The sequence below is a fragment of the Bacillus sp. z60-11 genome (genome assembly GCF_046464135.1).
Lineage (GTDB): Bacteria > Bacillota > Bacilli > Bacillales > Bacillaceae > Bacillus > Bacillus sonorensis_A.
On record NZ_JBIYSN010000001.1, the window covers coordinates 903,173 to 923,271 of the forward strand.

General features: G+C 43.4%; 20 protein-coding genes. 12 read left to right on the forward strand and 8 right to left on the reverse strand.

The genetic code is table 11. The annotated features are described in order from the left end of the window. Positions 1–157 precede the first annotated feature (157 nt). Positions 158–595, reverse strand: a complete 438-nt coding sequence (locus ACINLD_RS04690) for an Lrp/AsnC family transcriptional regulator (protein WP_026587076.1) — start codon at positions 593–595, stop codon at positions 158–160. Positions 596–749: 154 nt separating this feature from the next. On the opposite strand from ACINLD_RS04690, the gene ACINLD_RS04695 reads away from it, so the two are divergent. The 3 genes from ACINLD_RS04695 (at position 750) to ACINLD_RS04705 (ending at position 3,082) form a co-directional block, all read left to right on the forward strand. Beyond that, on the forward strand, positions 750–1,745 hold the full coding sequence (locus tag ACINLD_RS04695) for an NADH:flavin oxidoreductase (RefSeq protein WP_372709734.1): 996 nt from the start codon (positions 750–752) through the stop codon (positions 1,743–1,745). Between the two features lie 263 nt (positions 1,746–2,008). Continuing rightward, positions 2,009–2,248, forward strand: coding sequence for a hypothetical protein (locus ACINLD_RS04700; RefSeq protein WP_051290366.1), 240 nt, complete (start codon positions 2,009–2,011; stop codon positions 2,246–2,248). 645 nt (positions 2,249–2,893) lie between these two features. Beyond that, positions 2,894–3,082, forward strand: a complete 189-nt coding sequence (locus ACINLD_RS04705; protein WP_026587079.1) for a hypothetical protein — start codon at positions 2,894–2,896, stop codon at positions 3,080–3,082. 186 nt (positions 3,083–3,268) lie between these two features. On the opposite strand, the gene ACINLD_RS04710 is transcribed toward ACINLD_RS04705, so the two are convergent. The 5 genes from ACINLD_RS04710 to ACINLD_RS04730 form a co-directional block, all read right to left on the reverse strand. Next, positions 3,269–3,481 carry a hypothetical protein gene (locus ACINLD_RS04710; protein ID WP_026587080.1) on the reverse strand — a complete coding sequence of 71 codons (213 nt, stop codon included), beginning with the start codon at positions 3,479–3,481 and terminating at the stop codon, positions 3,269–3,271. 538 nt (positions 3,482–4,019) lie between these two features. Next, positions 4,020–4,346 (reverse strand): hypothetical protein, encoded by a 327-nt coding sequence (locus tag ACINLD_RS04715; RefSeq protein WP_026587081.1) that lies wholly within the window; start codon positions 4,344–4,346, stop codon positions 4,020–4,022. 20 nt (positions 4,347–4,366) lie between these two features. After that, entirely contained in the window at positions 4,367–6,220 is a 1,854-nt protein-coding gene (locus ACINLD_RS04720) for a T7SS effector LXG polymorphic toxin (RefSeq protein WP_077736802.1), read from the reverse strand. 421 nt (positions 6,221–6,641) lie between these two features. Continuing rightward, entirely contained in the window at positions 6,642–6,770 is a 129-nt protein-coding gene (locus tag ACINLD_RS04725) for a hypothetical protein (RefSeq protein ID WP_256860404.1), read from the reverse strand. Continuing rightward, positions 6,770–7,900, reverse strand: a complete 1,131-nt coding sequence (locus ACINLD_RS04730; protein WP_026587082.1) for a Rap family tetratricopeptide repeat protein — start codon at positions 7,898–7,900, stop codon at positions 6,770–6,772. The genes ACINLD_RS04725 and ACINLD_RS04730 overlap by 1 nt, the downstream gene beginning before the upstream one ends. Positions 7,901–8,238: 338 nt before the next feature. Between ACINLD_RS04730 and ACINLD_RS04735 the strand changes: the two genes are divergently transcribed. The 7 genes from ACINLD_RS04735 to ACINLD_RS04765 all read left to right on the forward strand — a co-directional run bounded on the left by ACINLD_RS04735 (position 8,239) and on the right by ACINLD_RS04765 (position 14,995). Next, positions 8,239–9,588, forward strand: a complete 1,350-nt coding sequence (locus ACINLD_RS04735) for an amidohydrolase family protein (protein ID WP_026587083.1) — start codon at positions 8,239–8,241, stop codon at positions 9,586–9,588. 329 nt (positions 9,589–9,917) lie between these two features. Then, on the forward strand, positions 9,918–10,178 hold the full coding sequence (locus tag ACINLD_RS04740) for a CotD family spore coat protein (RefSeq protein ID WP_026587084.1): 261 nt from the start codon (positions 9,918–9,920) through the stop codon (positions 10,176–10,178). Positions 10,179–10,538: 360 nt separating this feature from the next. After that, a complete protein-coding gene (locus ACINLD_RS04745) occupies positions 10,539–11,237 on the forward strand; it encodes a YoaK family protein (protein ID WP_026587086.1) in 699 nt (232 codons plus the stop codon). Between the two features lie 121 nt (positions 11,238–11,358). Further along, complete coding sequence (locus ACINLD_RS04750; protein WP_026587087.1) at positions 11,359–12,828, forward strand: potassium/proton antiporter; 1,470 nt, start codon at positions 11,359–11,361, stop codon at positions 12,826–12,828. Positions 12,829–13,027: 199 nt separating this feature from the next. After that, entirely contained in the window at positions 13,028–13,882 is an 855-nt protein-coding gene (locus ACINLD_RS04755; protein WP_026587088.1) for an alpha/beta fold hydrolase, read from the forward strand. A 179-nt stretch (positions 13,883–14,061) separates the two neighbouring features. Continuing rightward, on the forward strand, positions 14,062–14,394 hold the full coding sequence (locus tag ACINLD_RS04760) for a hypothetical protein (protein ID WP_179115729.1): 333 nt from the start codon (positions 14,062–14,064) through the stop codon (positions 14,392–14,394). Between the two features lie 289 nt (positions 14,395–14,683). Next, the gene (locus ACINLD_RS04765) at positions 14,684–14,995 is read left to right on the forward strand and encodes a YbjQ family protein (RefSeq protein WP_026587089.1); all 312 of its coding nucleotides are present in this window, start codon (positions 14,684–14,686) and stop codon (positions 14,993–14,995) included. Positions 14,996–15,047: 52 nt separating this feature from the next. Here ACINLD_RS04765 and ACINLD_RS04770 read toward each other — a convergent pair whose 3' ends face one another. After that, positions 15,048–15,677, reverse strand: coding sequence for a TVP38/TMEM64 family protein (locus ACINLD_RS04770; RefSeq protein ID WP_035428079.1), 630 nt, complete (start codon positions 15,675–15,677; stop codon positions 15,048–15,050). A gap of 37 nt (positions 15,678–15,714) precedes the next feature. Beyond that, complete coding sequence (locus ACINLD_RS04775; protein WP_236251123.1) at positions 15,715–16,728, reverse strand: serine hydrolase domain-containing protein; 1,014 nt, start codon at positions 16,726–16,728, stop codon at positions 15,715–15,717. A 458-nt stretch (positions 16,729–17,186) separates the two neighbouring features. Between ACINLD_RS04775 and ACINLD_RS04780 the strand changes: the two genes are divergently transcribed. Beyond that, positions 17,187–18,377 (forward strand): macrolide family glycosyltransferase, encoded by a 1,191-nt coding sequence (locus tag ACINLD_RS04780; RefSeq protein WP_077736801.1) that lies wholly within the window; start codon positions 17,187–17,189, stop codon positions 18,375–18,377. A gap of 124 nt (positions 18,378–18,501) precedes the next feature. After that, positions 18,502–20,082, forward strand: a complete 1,581-nt coding sequence (locus ACINLD_RS04785; protein WP_077736798.1) for an APC family permease — start codon at positions 18,502–18,504, stop codon at positions 20,080–20,082. Positions 20,083–20,099: the final 17 nt, after the last annotated feature.

Sequence of the window (20,099 nt, forward strand, 5' to 3'; positions counted from 1 at the left end):
ACTTGTTGATACCCCATTCGGCGGGGAAATGCTGCTTTTTTTTAAAGAGAAGGAAGAGGAAATGAAAAGTTCCGACCTTATCCTAAAAAAGCGGGCTTCACACCTGCTTTTTTTGGGATGGGATTTTCAGCTCTCTTTTAACGGTAAGACATGGCTGTTATTCGCCATTATCATCGATCATGAGCTTATTTTCAATCGCATTCGAAAGCACGATAAGGGTTGAAGAAAAACCGTACGGGCTGCATGAGTCAAGAAAAGCGGTTAATGACTCCATTGATGCGGTGATGACTTTCATCATGAAATTATACTCTCCGCTGATACGATACAATTCGATGACATCCGGAGAATGCGAGCAAAATTCCTGAAAGTCCAGACAATTGTTTGTCTTAAATAGGACGAATGCGGTGACGTCTTTACCAAGTTTCTGAGGTGAGAGAATCGCCTTGTAGCCGGCGATGATTCCCTTTTCCTCAAGCTTGCGGATCCGTTCGGTTACGGCCGGCTGGGTCATCGCTATCTTGCGGCCGATTTCAGCAATCGGCATTCGCGCGTTCTCATGAAGCAGTGATAGGATTTGACTGTCGATGCTGTCCATAGAAGATCCTCCTTTATTTTATATAACAAAACCGTTTTTTTATCTTTAATATGAAATTTTCTTATCCATTATAACATGATTTATATATGTAAATCTGAATTCAGGCCTTATAAAATGTAATTCGAAGACAAATTGAAGGAGTGGATTCCATTTGATGACAGCATCACTTACCCTTGACAGCCCTCTAACGATTGGCGCGATCGAGCTTCGCAACCGATTCATCATGGCGCCTATGCAGCAGTACAAAGGCACGCCGGAAGGTTATGCGACAGAACATCACATTCAGCACTACACAAGAAGAGCAAAAGGGATCGGCTTGATGATCGTCGAGTCGACGGCTGTATCCGCAAACGGCAGACTATGGCCTAACGACATCGGCATTTATTCTGACCGACACACCGATGAGCTAAAGAAAGTGACCGACAGTGTTCATGCTCATGGGACTCCGATATTCGTTCAATTATCCCATGGAGGAAGAAAGTCGGCGCCGGAAGTGACGGAGCGGCTGATGGCGCCAAGTGCAATTCCGTATGATGACTCATACGGAAAACCTGCGGAATTATCGGTTTCCGAAATCGAAATGCTTATTGAAGAATACCGAATGGCCGCCAGGCGCAGCATTCGGGCGGGCTTTGACGGAATAGAGGTGCATGCGGCCCACGGATTTTTGATTCATCAATTTTTATCACCGATCTCCAATCTCCGAAGTGATGAATACGGAGGAACACGCCACGGCAGGATGAAATTTTTGAAAGACACGCTGGCCGCCATTCGCTCCGAAACCGGCCGCAATTATCCGCTGATCGTGCGGATTTCTTCAACCGATTACATCGACGGCGGTCTCAATCCGCAAGAACTGGCGATGATGCTCAAACCACTTGAAGCGGACGGACTGCTTGACGCAGTGGACGTATCATCCGGCGGCCTGCTGCCCATCCAGCCGGCCGATACCCACCCAGGCTACCAATTGCCTGATGCCGCCGTCATTAAGCAGCATCTACAAGTACCTGTTATTGCCGTCGGCAAAATCTATACCCGCAGTTTTGCGGACCGGATCATCGGGGACGGGCTGGCAGATGCCGTCGCAGTCGGCCGCCCGCTGCTGGAAGACCCTGATTTTGCGCAGAACATGATCAGTTTTAAGGATTGAAACGTTCCCGAGTTGAATATCAGTTATTTTTCAAGGCGCGAAACGCTCTCGGTTTCGCGCTTTTTGTATGAAAAGCCGCGGATGTGATCTGGGAGAGTTAGCGGAAGCCGGCGCATATCCTTTAAAAACCGGGAAGGAATGCAGCTGGGCTTTCTCAAAATGACATTTTTATGTAAAAAATCCGCAAAGGAAAAATCATCGCCATGCGGAAGTATTGATGTAATAAGGGGGTCTTTTCCCCGCTGGGATGGAGAGGGAATGAGATGAAGGCAATCCAATCAATTACCGTTCATTCAAATACCTATACTGTAGGAAAAGCGTGTCACCCGCCAGGATTTAAAAAAGGGGCAACGGTTACGAAAATTACGGAAAAAAACAAATTTTCCGGCTTAATCAGCGGTTTTGTCGTTCACTTTGACACGGAGACAGAGCTGCATATTCATTCGGATGATGTAATTGTTCATTGGCTGCCGCGGACAGTGATGCGGAATGATTTGAAATGAAGCCGTTGTGGGTGATTCCTATAGATCTTTGATAAATGCCGTCAGGTTTTTTATTGGTGATGAAAAACGACTTACTGGCTAAGAGCGCGGTGTTCGTTAAAGGAGGTGATTGGAATGAAGTTATTAAAAATGGCACAACGTTGGTACTCTGTTTTGTTTTAGATCGGTTAATATGATATTAGGTCAAATTGAAAAAGGCGCTTTCCAAAACAGAAGGGCGACTTTTTATGGTTCGGATACCATTGAAGGTAAGAAGAATGAAGCCTAATAGGAGGAACATTCTTAAGCTCCGGGTCGCGCAGTCTTGTGGGAGATTTGTAAGCAGATGTTTTTTGGATATACCATTTAAAATACTTGGCTTCCTCCCGAAGTGTGTATAAGGCGATATTAATGAGCGTTTAGCGTAAGGAGTGAGTAAAAAAAGATATCACTTTCATTTGGGTTTTGAGTTGGAGGTAAAGGTTTTCCTTTTACAGAAGTGATTTCTCTGTTTCTTAAACCCTCGTGGCCCAACAACTTCATATTGTCCTGATTAGGTGATTAAAATAAAGTAAACATTAAGAACTAGAAATTCGTTCGACAAATTTCGTGAATTGTTCCATTTCTAGACCTCTTGTTCGATAATAAAGCAAGAGGTGAAAGATTATGAAATTTGAAGTTGTTTTTTGGTTTGACAATGAAAATATTAGAACAGCTAAAGTAATGGCACAATCTGAGAAAGCACTTATAAAAGAATTGCAAGAATGTGAGCATTGGTATGAGTTTGAAGAGGGGAAGCGTATTGTAAATGTTAATATGCGACTTGTAACACAATTTGATGTGAAAAAAAGATAAAAGTGATTAAAAAGCATCCCCCGGGGTGCTTTTTATATTCTCTGTAAAACGGGTTCAGTGAATCTCAGAATAGACGATCGGCGGCCAAGGGCCTCTCGAGTTTGGGCTCGGTTTAGAAAGAATCTATAGGAGGGACAGACTTATAAAATCAAAAGCCATCCACACATAACAGTGGATGGCCCAATCTTACTTATATAATTTGTTACGTATTTCTTGAGGGAGGAACTCATGTAATTTTTGTGAGTCCTTTTGCAAGCAGTGAGCCAACGCATAATATTGGGCGTATATTCCAGGTATCTCCTCTTCCTCAAGGATATGAAACTGTTTTATATGCAACTGAGTCAGTTCCATAGCAACATCTAACCTGTTGCGTTGAATAGTGACTGGGTTATCAGACATTTTTATCACCTCCTAGTTAAATGATACCTTATTTGGAAGATGAAATGGTATATTTCTTAGATCAGTACAATAAATGTAATCCATTCTGTCGCACTTAATCTAGGCGGATTGATTGGGTGATGAATAAATCTTTAAAGTCCTGTAATGAGCCAAGCTGTCCGATTCTCACCCGGGAAGGTAAAGAAGCTGACTGTGCTGCGTTTTAATGCACAAGCGCAAAAGGGAATTGACGTATACAAACAAAAATAAACGCAAGCTCGAAAAGAACTGGAGACGGCCATGCTGCAGCTGCAGGAGGAAATGGAGATCCCCGCGAAGGCCGCACTCCCCTCAATTTTGAAAAATTCCCTAAATGAAATTTCGGAAGGAGGTGAGGGGATGGCCAGACCAAGATAACCGGTTAATTTGCTGTTGATGAAAGGCAAAAATACCTGACACAGCGAGAAGTCGGATTGAAGTAAATCGGAACTCAAGTTCTAATCAAAGGTTTTCTTTTTACATAAAAGAACCTCGACGGACAATCTATGGTCCATAGTAATCACTCTTTTGATATCTTCTCTCTCCAAATTAATAGCAACTTTTTAAATTCCTCGGTTTCTATTGTGTTTTTAAAGGGCGGTTCATATCTAAAAAAATGTTCAGCAATTGTCACATCTTTTTTCATGAAAACGCTAGTCGCATTTAGCTGAATTTCAAAATCCTCGTATGTCCCGTTCAAAACATTTTCAAGGTCCTCAAGATACTCGTCTGCTTCTTCCGGTGTCGGAATATCTTCAAGAAAATCTGAAAAAATATTAATTTCTTTTGGTAAACTGATTCGTAGATATCCGAACGGGTCTCTTTTAAAATCGTACAAATATTTCATTACCTTTCATCCTTTTAAACTTATTTTTTATATAAAGGATATGCCGTAGCGATTGAGCCATCTTTATTTAAATACATTTCAATTTCAATTCCTGATGAACTTTTGCCTATATATTTGTATATATCAACTTGTTTTTTAGATTGGTAAGCTTCATTAATGGCCTTTAATACATCAGCACGATTCCAATCTTTCGGGAAAAAGCTTGATTTGGCCTTTTTAGTAACACCATTAACTTCAACTTTTGCTCTATAAACACCATTTTTATCAGGCTTGGTTTCAGTCCCAGGAATAATCTTTCCGCCACCCATCATACTTTCATGATGATAACCTACAGCTTTTCCACGTTTATTTATTTCTCCATGATAAATGTGTTTCAAAGTGCCTGAATTGTATTTGCGGTCACCTTTGGTTAAATCAGAAACTTTCTTTGCAAACTGAATGAACTTTTCCTTTACCTTCTCGCCATTCAGCACATTATAATAAGGGACTTTCCCTACGCCCGCAAATTCAACTTGTGGTTCAAAAGGATTATGTATTTGTATCCCTTTTATTTTTGAAGCAACCCTATGCATCGACTTATTGAAATACGCTATACTTTTTTCTAAAGTTTCCTTCGAAACCTTAATCGTTTTGCTCGTTGCTTTTTTAGTAGCTGCCTTTACTTTAGATCCGACTTTTCCGGCTTTCGAGACTTTGTTTAATTTGTCTGCACCTTTTGAGCCTACTATCGATGTTCCTACCGTTGTAAGGGCATATCCGAACCAATGACTTCTACTGTAGGAATCGCCATTGATCACATCCCGCACAAATGATTCTTCAATATCCTTTTTTATAATGTTAAAAGTATCTACGGGATGAATAATCGCGTTTCCAATGCCCTCAAGTGTTTCTATAGGATGGGTTGCAGCGTCCCACAAATCACTACCCGCATCGACGAGATTCTCTTTTACTCCCCCAACAAATCCAGCCGAATCGAACTCTATGTACTTCTTTTTCTCCAACAGCCATACATATAGCTTCTGATCTGAATCCAGATTTTCATACCCAATCTCTTTCGCAATCTTAATATATTCCTCTGAACTGGAGACGTTTTCAAGCTTTTTCTTCAACTTATAAATTTCAACATCCCGTTCATCAACTTCACTCACTTCTTTTTCAAGTTCGGATCTCTTATCAAGCTTATCCAACATGACTTCCATCGCTGTCTCTTGATTCCCGCTCAAATCATCCATCTCATCCGGCTTTAAAATCGAACCTTTTTGGTAGCCGGTAATCTCAATTTTAGGCCCTGTATACATTTTTTCAAGCCTAGTAATATATTTTTGCATCGTTTCAAGATCGTTTTCAGCGGTTTTAAAAGCGCTTGTCTGTTCGCGGTCAAATGTATGCAGCTTTTCAATCGTCTGATTGATCTCTTTCAACGCTTTTCGATTCTGTTCATGAAAATCATTGTCATTCAAGTCCGGCAGATCGGCAATATGGCTGACTTTCGCGATCGTGGCGTTAGCTTTTGAAACCAAATGTTTCGTTGTTCGATCGGCCGTGTTCAAGCCTTGTTCCAGATCGTTTTCAAGAAAGGCTTGCGAAATATAACCATTGTGATTCGGTTCAAGCGATTTTAACGCATGTTTTAGTTTTTTCAATGCTGACTGATATTCGTCAATAAAGGATTCGTAGAATCTCAGGAAAGGGGTGTGGCATTCTTCGTAAAAGGCGCGGATCGCATCGCCCCCTTTTCCTTTTAAAGCATCGTCAAGCGATGTGATGCCATCAACGCTTTTTTTGAGGTTTGTGATTTCATCTGATTGTTTTTTTAATTGTTCCAGCGTTTCATCAATTCCATCGTGCAACGCCTGAACGTCCAAGGTCTTCATGGCATTCTCCTCTAATACGAAAGTGACATAACAGTAAAGAGTTTACCACTTTATAGAAAGAAATTGGTGAATAAATCCTGTCTATCCATGAAAATGAATCATTTGATTTAGGTTTTTATGCCTATGTGATTCTTAGGAAGAAAGAGTTGAATTTTTCCCATAGGGATGGAGAGGGAATGGGATGAGGGCAATCAATTACCATTCATTCAAATAGGTATGCTTGTAGAAAGCAGTTGATCAGCGTTGTACGGAAGCGGAGCTGCATATTCATTCGGATGTTGGAAGCTGTAGGGAGGAAGTGCTGAGTGAACAATTTGCTGAAGGGCACATTAAAGTTTTACCGATATAGAAAAAGTTCTCTATATGAGACTTATGGAAAACAAAAGAAGCAGGCTCTTGTGAACCTGCTCCTTTGTAAGCGTTAAATATTGATTGCTTTTTCCGCAATTTTCATCGTTCCAGACTCGTATTTAGAGTATGCTGCATCTACACTTAGGAAACCTGCAAAAAGCAATCCGATTACTGTGGAACTGACAATAAATTTTTTCATTACAACGCCTCCGTTACTTTAAATTTTTTTGTTTGGGCAGTTATTGCCCTCTTTAAGAATTTCCTTCCTTCTGCAAAATTTCCTTTTTCAAAATGATAATCTCCCAATATTTCAGTCAATTCTGCATATTCTGACCACAAACGTTTCTTTTCAAGATAGTGAAGACTTTGTTCAACATCTTTATGATCATACTCTTCATAAATTGAATAAATGATTTTTAATTTGGATTTGTATTCTTCCTCATGACATTTTAACGCCCGATGTAAAGCGATATAATAAAATGATCTTGCTTCTTCTGATTTGTCAGTTTGATATAGAACTCTTGAAAGCATGTATTGTGATCTAATACCGTAAATCGTATCGGCATGTTCTTTCATATCAAGTGCTTTTCTGAAAAGCGACTCGGCTTTATTTAATTGCTGCTCTCTTTCAGATACAAGACCTAAATTATGATATATGACACCAATAATCCTTTTTATGTTTTTCTCATTGAGTTGTTCAGCTAGGCTTAAGGCTTCCCGGTAATAAGATTCGGCCTCAGTTAAGCGGTTCATATCATACATATTGGCTCCGAACATCATATTGCATCCAATGGTCTTCACTTTATAAAAGCTATTGCTCTCAAATAATCTTTTAGCTATTGTCAGATGGTTTAAAGAAACATAGTATTGATTGATTTGGTAATAAGCATCCGCTAACTTGTAATGGAATTCGGCTTTTTCCATTTCATCGGTAACCACACTTAACTCTTTTTCAGCTTTGCGGTAATAATGAATAGCCTCGACGTATCCCTTTTGGTTAAATTCATACATCCCACGAAAAAACAATGAATAATACTTCAGAAGGCCGGTAAGTTTCCTTTGAGGGCTCTCGATTTTCTCCAGAAGATCTGGAATGGTTGGACGTTTTTTCTGTTTTTCTGACGGTTTTAAAGAATCCAGCATCAACTGGTGACGAAAACACATAAGAGAATAATAGACAAGTAAATATTGATCCTCTTCCATCTGTTCGATTTCCCGTTCAACTTCCGCTTTCAAAATTTCTGCATCAGGCACGCTAAATTGGCGGATCATGTTATACCATTCATTGATTTTAACCCCGACCGCAGCTGACGAGATCTTTTGACTCAAGTCCATAACCCCTTCCCAGGTGATTTCTTTTTCTTTTATTTTACAAAATAGATTATTTTTTTACAATTATTTCGAGTCAACAGCCGTTTGTTCTTTCCTGCATTCGGGTGTTTTGATCTAGAGAATATGAATCGCTTTCATAAATAAGCAGGATTTATTAACCGACTTTCCTCATTACTTTAGTCGTGAAATTTGTCGAATTGAGTTTTTACAAACCTTATCAATAGAATCCCAGGCAATTTTATTCTACAATGGTTTTGAAGATGGAAAATGTTACTGGTTATGAGAATGTGTGCAATGATTGATTTGGTTCTAATCCTTATGAAAGGAGAATTATCATGCAAAAAACGCTTTTTCGAGGAGCTGTGATCGTCACTCTTGACCCGAGCCTGAACAATATTGAAAAAGGGGACATGCTGATTGAGGGTTCAACGATTGTGGATGTTGGGAGGTCGATCGAAGCTTCGGACGCTCTCGTTGTGGATGCCGAAAATATGGTGATCATGCCGGGGTTTGTCGATACGCACCGTCATGTATGGGAGTCCGTGATCCGGGGGATCGGTGCGGATTGGTCGCTGCAAACGTATTTGAACCGGATTTATTATGGGAATTACGGCGCGATGCTGAGGCCCGAGGATAGTTGGATTGCCAATTATTTAGGAGCGCTCGAGGCGCTCGATGCAGGCGTGACGACATTGTTGGATTGGACGATGATCGAATCGCCCGATCATACGGATCAGCTGATTGCCGGTCTGCAGGATGCAGGAATCCGCGGGGTGTTTGCTTTTGGAACATCAGGCGATGCCGCTTATTGGAACAGAGAAAGCGAACTTTCCAATATGGAGGAAGCCAGAAGGGTCAAAAAAGCCTATTTTCAGTCAGATGATCAGCTTCTCTCGATGGGGCTTGCGATTCGCGGTCCTGAGTTTTCATCATGGGATACGTCTGTCTTTGAAATCAACACAGCCCGAGAGCTCGATGCTTTGTGCAGCATGCATATTGCGTTTGGCAATTGGGGAGCGCAAGACCGTTCAATTGAAAAGCTTCACCAAGCAGGTCTGCTCGGTCCCGATTTGAACATGGTGCATGTCAATGCGATCAGCGGGGAAGAAATGAAAATGCTGGCGGCGCATGGAAGCTCGATTTCTGTGACGCCGGAAATTGAGATGATGATGGGGCATGGTTATCCGGTCACAGGGCTTGCCCTCGAACAAGGGGTCTGCCCAACGCTTGGCGTTGATGTTGTCACATCAACGGGCGGCGACCTTTTCGCACAAATGAAATTCGCCCTTCAGGCAGAGCGTGCCAAACAGAATGAAGCACAGCTCGAAAAAGGGATCATGCCGGGGCCGGAACTAGGGATTTCCGCCGAACAAATCCTTAAAGCAGCTACGATTGACGGCGCGCGGGCGTTAAAGCTGGATCATAAAATCGGTTCACTGACACCTGGCAAGGAAGCTGATTTTATCATGGTCAAATCGGACAGCCTCAATTTGCTGCCCTTGACTGATCCGGTTGGAGCCATCGTTCAGTGCACTCATCCCGGTAATGTAGACTCCGTTTATGTGGCCGGAAAAGCGCTGAAGCGAAATGGAACATTGGTTGATGTTAATCTTGATGATATAAGAAAGAAAGCGGTTAAAGCAAGAGATCATATCTTATCGCGCTCTCCGGAAACCGCTTTTTAAGCGGCCGTCCTTCAAGCTATTTAGCTTGAAGGCTTTTTTTATTTTGCCGCCTTTCTTGTTGTTGTGGAGTAAGTGTAAAAGCTGCGGATGGTTATGCAGCCGGCGTTCTCAAAATTCCCATGAGCACTTCATCATGCAGTGTTTCTTTATTCAATCTAAAAATAAGTTCATGAAATAGACTGTCTTGGGAATTCGGTAAGGCTAAAGCCAAGGCAAGGTAGCCCAATGAGAAAAATAGGACGAAGGATAGGTTTTTATTGCAGTCATACTATCAGTGGTCATCATAGTTTAATAGAGAGAACGAGAAGACGAAGGAAGGGGGTTTATCCATGGATCGTTGTTGCAAATCATATGAAGAGAAGCCGCATGTTTACCCTACAAACTATTGTGAGGACCATCGCTGCAAAAAAACCATCGTTCCCCATATTCATCCGCAGCATACAAGAAAAGTAGATCATCACAAATATGAGCATGTTCATTACTATCCGCACACTTATTCTTATGATAAGAAGGTTTCGCATGACCATTATTACTGCGGAAAGCCATGCAGAGGATATGATAAACATTCTGACTACGGAAAGTGCTATTAGTAAGGAGAATGATCTCTGACCAAAAACAGACCATAAAAGTCCGCTCGGACCTTTATGGTCTGTTTTATTTTTGACAGGGCGAAAACTTCGGGGTTCTTCATTGTCCGACGGAGAAAAATAAATCGAAAATCCCGTTTCCAAGGGGTTTTTGGAGGTGTGTATCATAAACATTTGCTGTGTTTATGATACAATTGAAAAAGGAGGGGACATCGTTTGATTGAAGCGGATTTTTTCTGGCAAAGGACATCATACATATGAGAAGAGGAGATCCTGCTGTCCCCATTTGTTTTAACATGATACCGGATGGAAATGTGCTGCAATTCCTCCGGATTTATGTAGCAAGAAAGGATTTGAATCACATTGAAAGCTGCTCAATATCGAAACATCATGCTTTTGCTTTTATGTCTGACAGCTGGCATTGTGGATGTGATAGGGTATTTAAGCATCGGTCACGTGTTTACCGCCAATATGACCGGAAACATTGTCCTTTTAGGATTGGCCATCGGCAGCTCCCTCCGCAAGACCGTTCTGTATTCACTGACCGCACTGCTGGGGTTTGTCATCGGAGTGGTCATCGCATCATTCATCGTCGGAAAACAGGAAAAATCATTCTGGCCTCCCGGCGTCACCGTCACGCTTGCTGTTGAAGCATTCATTTTACTATTGTTTGCCTTCCTGTCTTTGTTTGAATGTTCAGCACACCTTATGATCATTCTGCTCAGTATGGCGATGGGCCTTCAGACAACCGCAGCAAGAAAGCTCGCGATCGCAGGTATTTCCACGACCGTTTTGACCGGCACGCTCGCCAATTTTTTCGAAGATGTCACCAAACGGATCCTCAGCATCAACACCAAAACAATTCTTCACACAGATGCGCTTCTCCGCGCCTTAACGATCGTGTTATATTGCCTCGGCGCCGTGATCGCCGCAGTGGCCGAACCGGTATACCCGTTCGCTGTGATCTGGCTTCCCATTGTGATGATCATCGGGATCATCATTTTTGCCGCCGCACGGTTTCACAAGACAAATGAAAAAGCTGAGACCAGACGCACGGACTAACTAACGTCATCCGTTTGCCGTGACGTTGTGCGGGTAAAACACGGGTGAGGGTTTTGCTGATCGAGGGGGACCAGATTTACATTGCAAAGCATATTGTCATTCCTGGGAGGAGGATATATGGTTGGAACATATGAATATTGAACAATTTGTTTTACTTGCGGCATTGTTGCTCATCATCGGAGTATTGACGACAAAGTTTTCCACGCGGTTGGGGGTGCCCGCTCTTGTACTGTTCCTTATTGTCGGAATGATTATGGGAAGCGACGGGCTTGGCATCATTTATTTTGATAATCCCGGGCTTGCTCAATTGATCGGGATCATCGCTCTGGTGGTCATTCTTTTTGAAGGCGGGCTGCAGACAAAATGGTCATCCGTTAAGTCGGTGGCTGCTCCTTCATTATCGCTCGCAACCATCGGCGTGCTGCTCACAACGATCGTGATTGCCGTCGCCGCCAAACTCATATTTGATGTATCCTGGATGGAAGGGTTTTTGTTCGGGGCCATTGTCGGTTCAACAGATGCGGCTGCCATTTTCGCCGTCTTAAAAGGGCAGAACATCCACGACAGGCTTAGTGCCACACTTGAGGCGGAATCGGGTACGAACGACCCGATGGCGATGTTTTTAACCTTATCCTTGATAGAATTGATGACGTCCAACGGCTCAAGCTATTTATTGCTGATCGGTTCGTTTTTTTGGCAGATGGGAATCGGACTTTTGCTGGGGTATCTTTTAGGTCGCATTGCCAGCTTTGCGATCAATACCATCAATTTAGATTCAAGCGGCCTTTATCCGATCTTTACCCTTGCGTTTGCACTTCTGACCTATAGTCTGACCGATTTAATCGGAGCGAGCGGATTGCTTGCCGTTTATATTGCGGCCCTTGTCATCGGGAATCAGGATTTAACATACCGTCACTCGATCTTCAGGTTTAATGAAGGATTTGCGTGGATGATGCAGATTCTGATGTTTATCATTCTTGGGCTCTTGGTGTTCCCTTCGCAATTTTTATCCTTTGACATTATTTTTAAAGGGTTTCTGCTCTCTCTCATTTTAATCTTCGTTGCCCGTCCTGTTGCTGTATTTTTATCGGCCGTCAAAATGGGATTTCATTTTAATGAAAAGATCTTTTTATCTTGGGCGGGGTTGAAAGGGGCTGTTCCGATCGTACTGGCTACGTTTCCGATGACGATGGGGCTGGAAAACAGCCAGCTATTCTTTAATGTCGTCTTTTTTGTCGTGTTGACATCCGCTTTAATCCAAGGTTCAACCATCGCTTTTGTCGCGGAAAAGTTAGGGTTGAACGGTCCGAAGAAAGTGGAAGCTCCCCATTCTTTAGAGCTTGTATCCATCGGGAAGGCAAATGCGGAAATGATTGAATTTGAAGTTGATGATGACAACGTCATCAGGGGGCAGGCATTGAAAGAGATCAGTTTTCCGAAAGGCGCCCTCATCAATGCGATTATCCGGGACGGCGATTTAGTCACGCCGCACGGAGAAACGAAAATTCAATCAGGAGATATTCTTTATATTCTCGTCTCAAAGAAAAGGAAAAAAGAACTGAAAAAATACTTGAACAGGGAATTTGAATAATCTCTGAGCCGTCGATTGCTCAGAACATCACTTATACCAGCAGCGGCCAATTAAGTTATGCTTAATTGGTCTTTTTTTCTGAGATTCGGATACACAGAGGAAAGGCTTGTATGCGTCCTCCTTTTAGGGGCATCCCGATGAAACCAATTCAAAACGAAAACCGTATAACATAAAAAGCTTCCTGAGAGGATGACAAGACATGGATAGAACAATCGACATCTTTGAAATTGACGGAATGACAATTGAGTATTCGCTTCTAGGTAAAGGCGCACCGATTCTTGTCATGCACGGCGGACATTCGAATTGTCAGGAAGAGTTTGGCTATCAAAGCCTCTATGAAAATGGATTTTCAATTATTACGCCTTCCCGCGCCGGATATGGCGGGACATCCAAAGAAATCGGGGAGACTTTGGAGCGTGCCTGTTATTACTATATGAAACTGCTTGATGAACTAAAGATTGAAAAGGTTCATGTGCTGGCAATGTCAGCCGGCGGCCCGAGCGCCATTTACTTTGCAGCAGCATATCCAGACAGGGTGGAATCTTTGATTTTGCAAAGTGCGGTCACAAAGCAGTGGCTGACACCGGATGATCTTGAATATAAAATTGGAAATCTTATGTTTCGCCCGCCTGTTGAAAAGACTGTATGGAAACTTATTTCAGCGCTGAATAACCGATTTCCGCAGATGGTCTTTAAGAAAATGATGTCTTCCTTCACAACGCTTACTGCCGATGAGGCAATGCTGAAAATACAAGAGGGAGATATCGAAGAAATGAGAAAAATGAACAACAGACAGCGCTCAGGACACGGGTTTCTAATCGATTTAAAAAACATGAACGACTTATCCGTTCACCACTTAAAAACGGTGTCTTGTCCGGTGTTAATCATGCATTGTCAGTATGATCGGCTCGTCTCGAATCAGCATGCGTATCACGCGCAGGAGCATATCCCTTCATCAGAGCTGTATGAGGTCGATGCATGGGGGCATTTAATTTGGCTTGGAAAAGGAGCCGAGACCGTATCGCGCAAGGTCATCACCTTTTTGCAGCGTTAAAAAGCATGGGAGTCTATTTTTACAAAAGTGTTAGAAAAAGATGTAGATTATATTAACATTTCTAAAGAACACCTAGATATGATTTACAATGTCAACCCTCGGCGTTATATTATGGTTGAGAGAATCCGCCGGTTCTTTAGGAATTTGGACAAGGTGTGACGAGGAGGACATTCAAGTTCGTGAAATGTTTGCCGGTCACAGCCGTGTTGTCGGGACTGCTTCTAACAACACCATTCACTTTGACGATCACCGGTTTTGCCGATGATAAAAGTTCCGTACTTGAAGTGAATATAGATGGAAGTTCAGACCGGTTTGGGCAATATAAAACGGCAGGCCCACATTACGTATCAGCTTCATTAACCTCTCCAAGCGGAAAAAACTTCGCTTTGGAAGCGCACGATGTGACCCCGGAAACGGAAACAACAGTCGTGATACAGGTGAAGGATCGTGGACCGGGGAAAACGGATTCGATTGGCGCGGCTGCGGTTCTGCCGGGGGAAAGTGTATGTTAGGTTTACATCGCATGACGGTGACTGCAGCACAACAAGCCATTATGATTTTACCTATACGGTTCAGTCGTGTCGTGCAGCTGCACGCGTCACCAGCAACCTCTTGAAGAATAGCGCAGAAGGCTTCCGGCATACAATAAAAGAGAATGTGGTTTGATTCGTCGGTGCCCGCTTTTGGGAAAATATTAAATAAGACTTAACATGTAAGCGATCCGGCCGATAAGATTTATAGATGAATGCGCGAAAAAAGAAATAAGGCAGCTGGCAGGCTGACGAACAGGAGGAAAGGATCATGCTCATCGCCACAACAGATACAGTCGCGAATCAAAACATTCGCGAAGTCAAGGGGATCGTCACCGCAAGCATCGTTCAGTCGAGGAATATCGGAAAAGACATTCTTTCCGGATTGAAGTCGGTGATTGGCGGAGAATTAAAAAATTATACGCAAATGCTCGAAGACTCGAAAAAAGCCGTCATCGAGCGTTTAATTGAACAAGCTGAAGAGAAGGGGGCAAACGCGATCGTCGGCTTGAGATTTGAACTGTCGGCTGGTCAGGGCACTTCTGAATTAATCGGCTACGGCACTGCCGCCGTCATCGATTAACAGCTTTTTGCAGCGTGCGGCCGCTTGTGGATCTGCGGCCGCCTTCAACATGCTAAGGCGTTTTCTCCTGCTGCTTTGTTTTCTTCTGTTTGCTGATAAGGTGAGGATATTTTTTATAGATCACCATGACGATGATCAGCATGTATACGCCATAGATGCCGAACGCGATCAGCTTATGCTCGGTGAAATTGGCGCCGGCAATGGAGATAACGAGAACATTCGGAATTTTTCCGAGCGTTGAAGCCGCGAAAAAGACCGTCCATTTGATTTTGCTGAGACCGCAGACAATGTTCATGACAACGGAAGGCACAACGGGTAGGAGCCTGCCCAACAGCACGGCGGTGAAAGCGTTGCGGTTGAAATAGGCTTCATACTCATTGATTCTCGGATATTTCGCTATCTTTGAAACCGCCCAATCCCTGAAGCCGTAGCGAGCTAGAAAAAACAAGAGCATCGTGCCAAGCATTGAACCGGACAGTGTAATCAAGACGCCGTTTCCGATTCCAAATAAAGCGCCGTTCAGCCCGGCGATAAGTGCAAATGGAACGACCGGGAAAAAGACGCAGGCTGCCACAAGCAGGGTGCTGAACAAAACGGAATAAACGCCGCCCGCTTTGATCAATTCAAGCCAGGCATCTTTGTGTGTCAAACCGATTGCAATGATGATCATGACCGCGATCATAGTGAATAGCTTTTTGATCTTGTCCGCCGCCTTTCGTTTACATCGTTAACAAAGCCTGTTCTAATTCAGCCAGGATTTCGTCTGTTTTTGATAGATTGCAGTTGCTGAGCATGATGAGGACCTTCTTTTGATCCATGTATCGGTTGATTGAGCTGAAAAAGCCGTGAATCTCGCCATCATGCCATATTTTATACTTGTTTTCTTTATTAATAAACCATCCGTATCCGATCGAATTGTTTTGAACAAGAGCCGGAGAAGGGCCCTCTGTTGGAAATGCAGGCTTTTTAACACAGCTGTAAAGCGCTTCTTTCAGTGCGGTTTTTGAGACCAGCTTTTCGGTGTAAAGCGCCCTGTCCCATAAATACAGGTCCTCAACGGTTGAGTAGAGTCCGCTTTCTCCATAGCCGTAAACAGTCGGCGCCTTGATCATTTCCCGATTGATGTTTAAATATCCGATCGTTGGGGAAATATCTGCCGGTGAAGTGAAAAAGCCGGAGTTTTTCATGCCTAAAGGTTCAAATATCAACTGTTGAATGACGTTTGCGTAAGTATCACCCATGACCTCTTCAATGATTTTGGCGAGCAGTATGTACCCGGAATTGCTATAGTTGAATCTTTGTCCCGGTTTGAATTCGAGCGGCTTATCAATAAAACGGGATATGTATTCGTCAAGCGGTGCCAGCTCCAATTCCACATCAAGCAATTCGTCCTCTAAAAAATCCGGAATTCCTGACGTATGGCTTAATAAATGCTTGATGGTGATCTTGTCCCCATTTGGATAGCCGTTTACATAGTGTTGAACGGGATCGGCTGTAGAGAGCAGTCCTTTTTCATGGAGCTGCATGACCGCTATCGCTGTAAACTGCTTTGTCAAAGAAGCGATTTGATACCGCGAATCCGATTCGTTTTTTATTTTATCCTTGCAGTCGGAAAACCCGTATCCTTTCGATAAAATCACTCCATGTCGATCCGCCAGCAGAATGCTGCCGTGGAAATGATTTTTTGCTGCCTGTTCCATTAGATAATCATCAAGATGTTCAGTTGTATACACCAATTAAACCAGTCCTCTCATCATATTGTGGAATGAACGTGCCGGACTTATATGTTGCACGCGACGTGACAAAATAACATTATAAAAATTTTCTTTTGTTTTCCATCATTCACAATATAATTTAAACTAAATTTAAAATAAGGCAAATTTTTGACATCGGAAAAATCAGCTGTTTTTCCGGTGTTTTTTTGATATAGAAAACGATTGGCAGATAGACTCGGGATCATAAAATGAGAAAAAGGTCGAGGTTGATCTTCAAGATGGGGCTAAAGGTCTCGATTCGGCTGTGAAGAAAAGGACTATATTAGTATTTTTCAATTTTACTTTAATTTTGAAGGGTTTTTCCTTTATGATCTATAATATATTCTTTACCATATATGAAAGATGATGTCTGAACATAAGACGGCTATGCTATACGGCAATGTTCTTTTAAAAAAATAATGGGAGGTTTTTAGAAAATGGAACAAAGACATATCGCCATCTTTAATATACCGGCTCACGGGCATATCAACCCTACGCTTGCTTTAACGGCAAATCTCGTCAAACGCGGCTACAGAGTCACATATCCGGTGACAGATGAATTTGTGGAAGCGATTGAAGAAACAGGTGCCAAACCGCTCCGCTACCGTTCAACCTTAAATATGGATCCCCGCCAAATAAGGGAAATGATGAAAACCAAGGATATGTCCGAAGGTCCGCTGATGTTCAAGAAAGAGGTTGAAGAGGTGCTTCCTCAGCTTGAAGCGATTTATGAGCATGACAAGCCTGACCTCATCATTTTTGACTTTATGGCGATGACGGGGAAAATATTAGCGGAAAAGCTTGGTATAAAAGCGGTTCGGCTTTGCTCGACATATGCGCAAAACGACCATTTTCAATTCAGCTATCTTTCCAGGGAAAAGTATCAGGCTGAGCTGACGGATGAGCAAAAAGAGGCTTTGAAAAATTCGAATCTTCCGTCATTTTTTGAGGAGGTATTCAAGCCGGCCGATCTGAACATCGTCTTTATGCCGCGCGCTTTCCAGCCCTATGGGGATACTTTTGATGAACGGTTCTGTTTTGTCGGACCTTCTCTGAGCAAACGCAAGTTTCAGGAAAAAGAAAGCACGGCGCTTTTGCATGGCGATGACCGTCCCGTCATGCTGATTTCTTTAGGAACGGCATTCAACGCCTGGCCGGAGTTCTATCAAATGTGCATTGATGCTTTCGGCGGTTCAAAATGGCGCGTCATCATGGCGGTGGGCACCACGATTGATCCAGAAAGCTTTGCGAACATGCCGGAAAATTTTTCAATTCATCAGCGTGTTCCACAGCTTGAAATCCTTAAAAAAGCCAGTCTGTTCATCACCCACGGAGGCATGAACAGCACGATGGAAGGACTGAATGCAGGTGTTCCTTTGATCGTCATTCCGCAAATGGCTGAACAGGAAATGACAGCAGAGCGCGTTAATGAGCTTGGTCTTGGAATACACCTGAAGCCTGAAGAAACAACTGTTGCTATATTACAGGAAGCCGTTTCAGAAGTTGATGGAGATGCGGAGCTGATGAAACGGGTTCAAGATATGCAAAAAAACATCAAAGAAGCAGGAGGCGCGGAAAAAGCCGCCGATGAAATTGAGGCGTTTCTGGCGCCGGCCGCTGTAAAATAATTGTGACGCTCGGGGGACCGCAAATGTTTCCCGGGCTCTTTCGCCGTTACAGACTCATAAGGATGGCATGTTTTGAACATACTACCTTCTATTCACGGGACTTTTTAGACTAGGAGGTAGTGTAATGGCTAAACAGGGCAATTTCAAAAAGACGATTTCTCTGTTGGATCTGATTTTGATCGGGATGGGCGCGATATTTGGGTCAGCGTGGTTATTTGCCGTCAGCAATGTCGCTTCAAAAGCCGGTCCCGCGGGAAGCTTTTCCTGGGTAATCGGAGGGATCATCATCCTTTTAATCGGGCTTGTGTATGCCGAGCTCGGCGCCGCTTTGCCGCGAACGGGAGGAATCATCCGCTATCCGGTGTATACGCACGGCCATCTTGTCGGCTATATCATCTCATTTATTACGATCGTCGCCTACACGAGTCTGATTTCAATCGAAGTGACGGCGGTCCGGCAATATGTGGCGTATTGGTTTCCCGGCTTGACAATAGAAGGATCAGAATCACCGACTATCATCGGCTGGCTTTTGCAGTTTGCTTTATTATGCTTATTCTTTCTGTTGAATTTTTGGAGTGTGAAGGCATTCGCCAAGTCCAATTTGATCATTTCCGTTTTTAAATACTTTGTGCCGCTGACCATTATTGTCGCTCTCATGTTTCATTTTAAAGGAGTCAACTTTACGACAGCGGAATTTTCACCGTTTGGTTTTGGCGGTGTGCAGGCATCGATTTCGACAGGCGGGGTCATGTTTGCCTATCTTGGACTTCACCCGATCGTTTCGGTTGCCGGGGAAGTCAGGAATCCGCAGCGGAATATTCCGATTGCCCTGATCATATGCATCATTGTTTCAGCATGTATTTATACGATTCTGCAAGTGCTGTTCATCGGCGCGATTCCGACAAACATGCTTGCTGACGGCTGGAAAGCGATCGGCCGCGAATTTTCTCTTCCGTTTAAAGATATCGCCGTTTTGCTCGGCATGGGATGGCTTGCAACATTGGTTGTACTTGACGCGATTTTATCCCCGGGCGGAAACGGAAATATTTTTATGAATACGACTTCCCGCCTTGTGTATGCATGGGCGCGGAACGGCACATTGTTTCGTGTGTTTTCAAAGGTCGATAAGCCGACTGGCATTCCCCGTCCGTCTTTATGGCTGTCATTCGGACTGGCTGTATTCTGGACGCTTCCATTTCCATCTTGGGATGCGCTTGTCAATGTCTGTTCGGTTGCCCTGATTCTTTCGTACGCGATTGCCCCGGTATCCGCAGCGGCCTTAGATCTCAATGCAAAACATTTGAAAAAACCGCTCCGCATCAAGGGAATGGCAGTGATAGCGCCGATCTCATTCATCTTCGCCTCATTCATCGTCTACTGGTCAGGCTGGAATACCGTCTCATGGCTGCTCGGCTCCCAGCTGGTCATGTTTGCGATTTACTGGGCCTGTCAAAAGTACGTTCCGAAGGACGATGTTCCATTCGCACAGCAGCTAAGGTCCGCATGGTGGATCGTCGGATACTATGTGATGCTTTTGATTTTTTCATACTTCGGGTCTTTCGGAAACGGGCTGGGCTTATTGGACACACCGCTTGATTTGATTGTAATCGCAATCGGTTCGCTCGGAATCTTTTACTGGGCGAAATATACGGCTCTGCCAAAAGCCGTGATTGACTATGACGAGAAAAAAGAACAAACGGTTTAAAATCATAAAAGAACCTG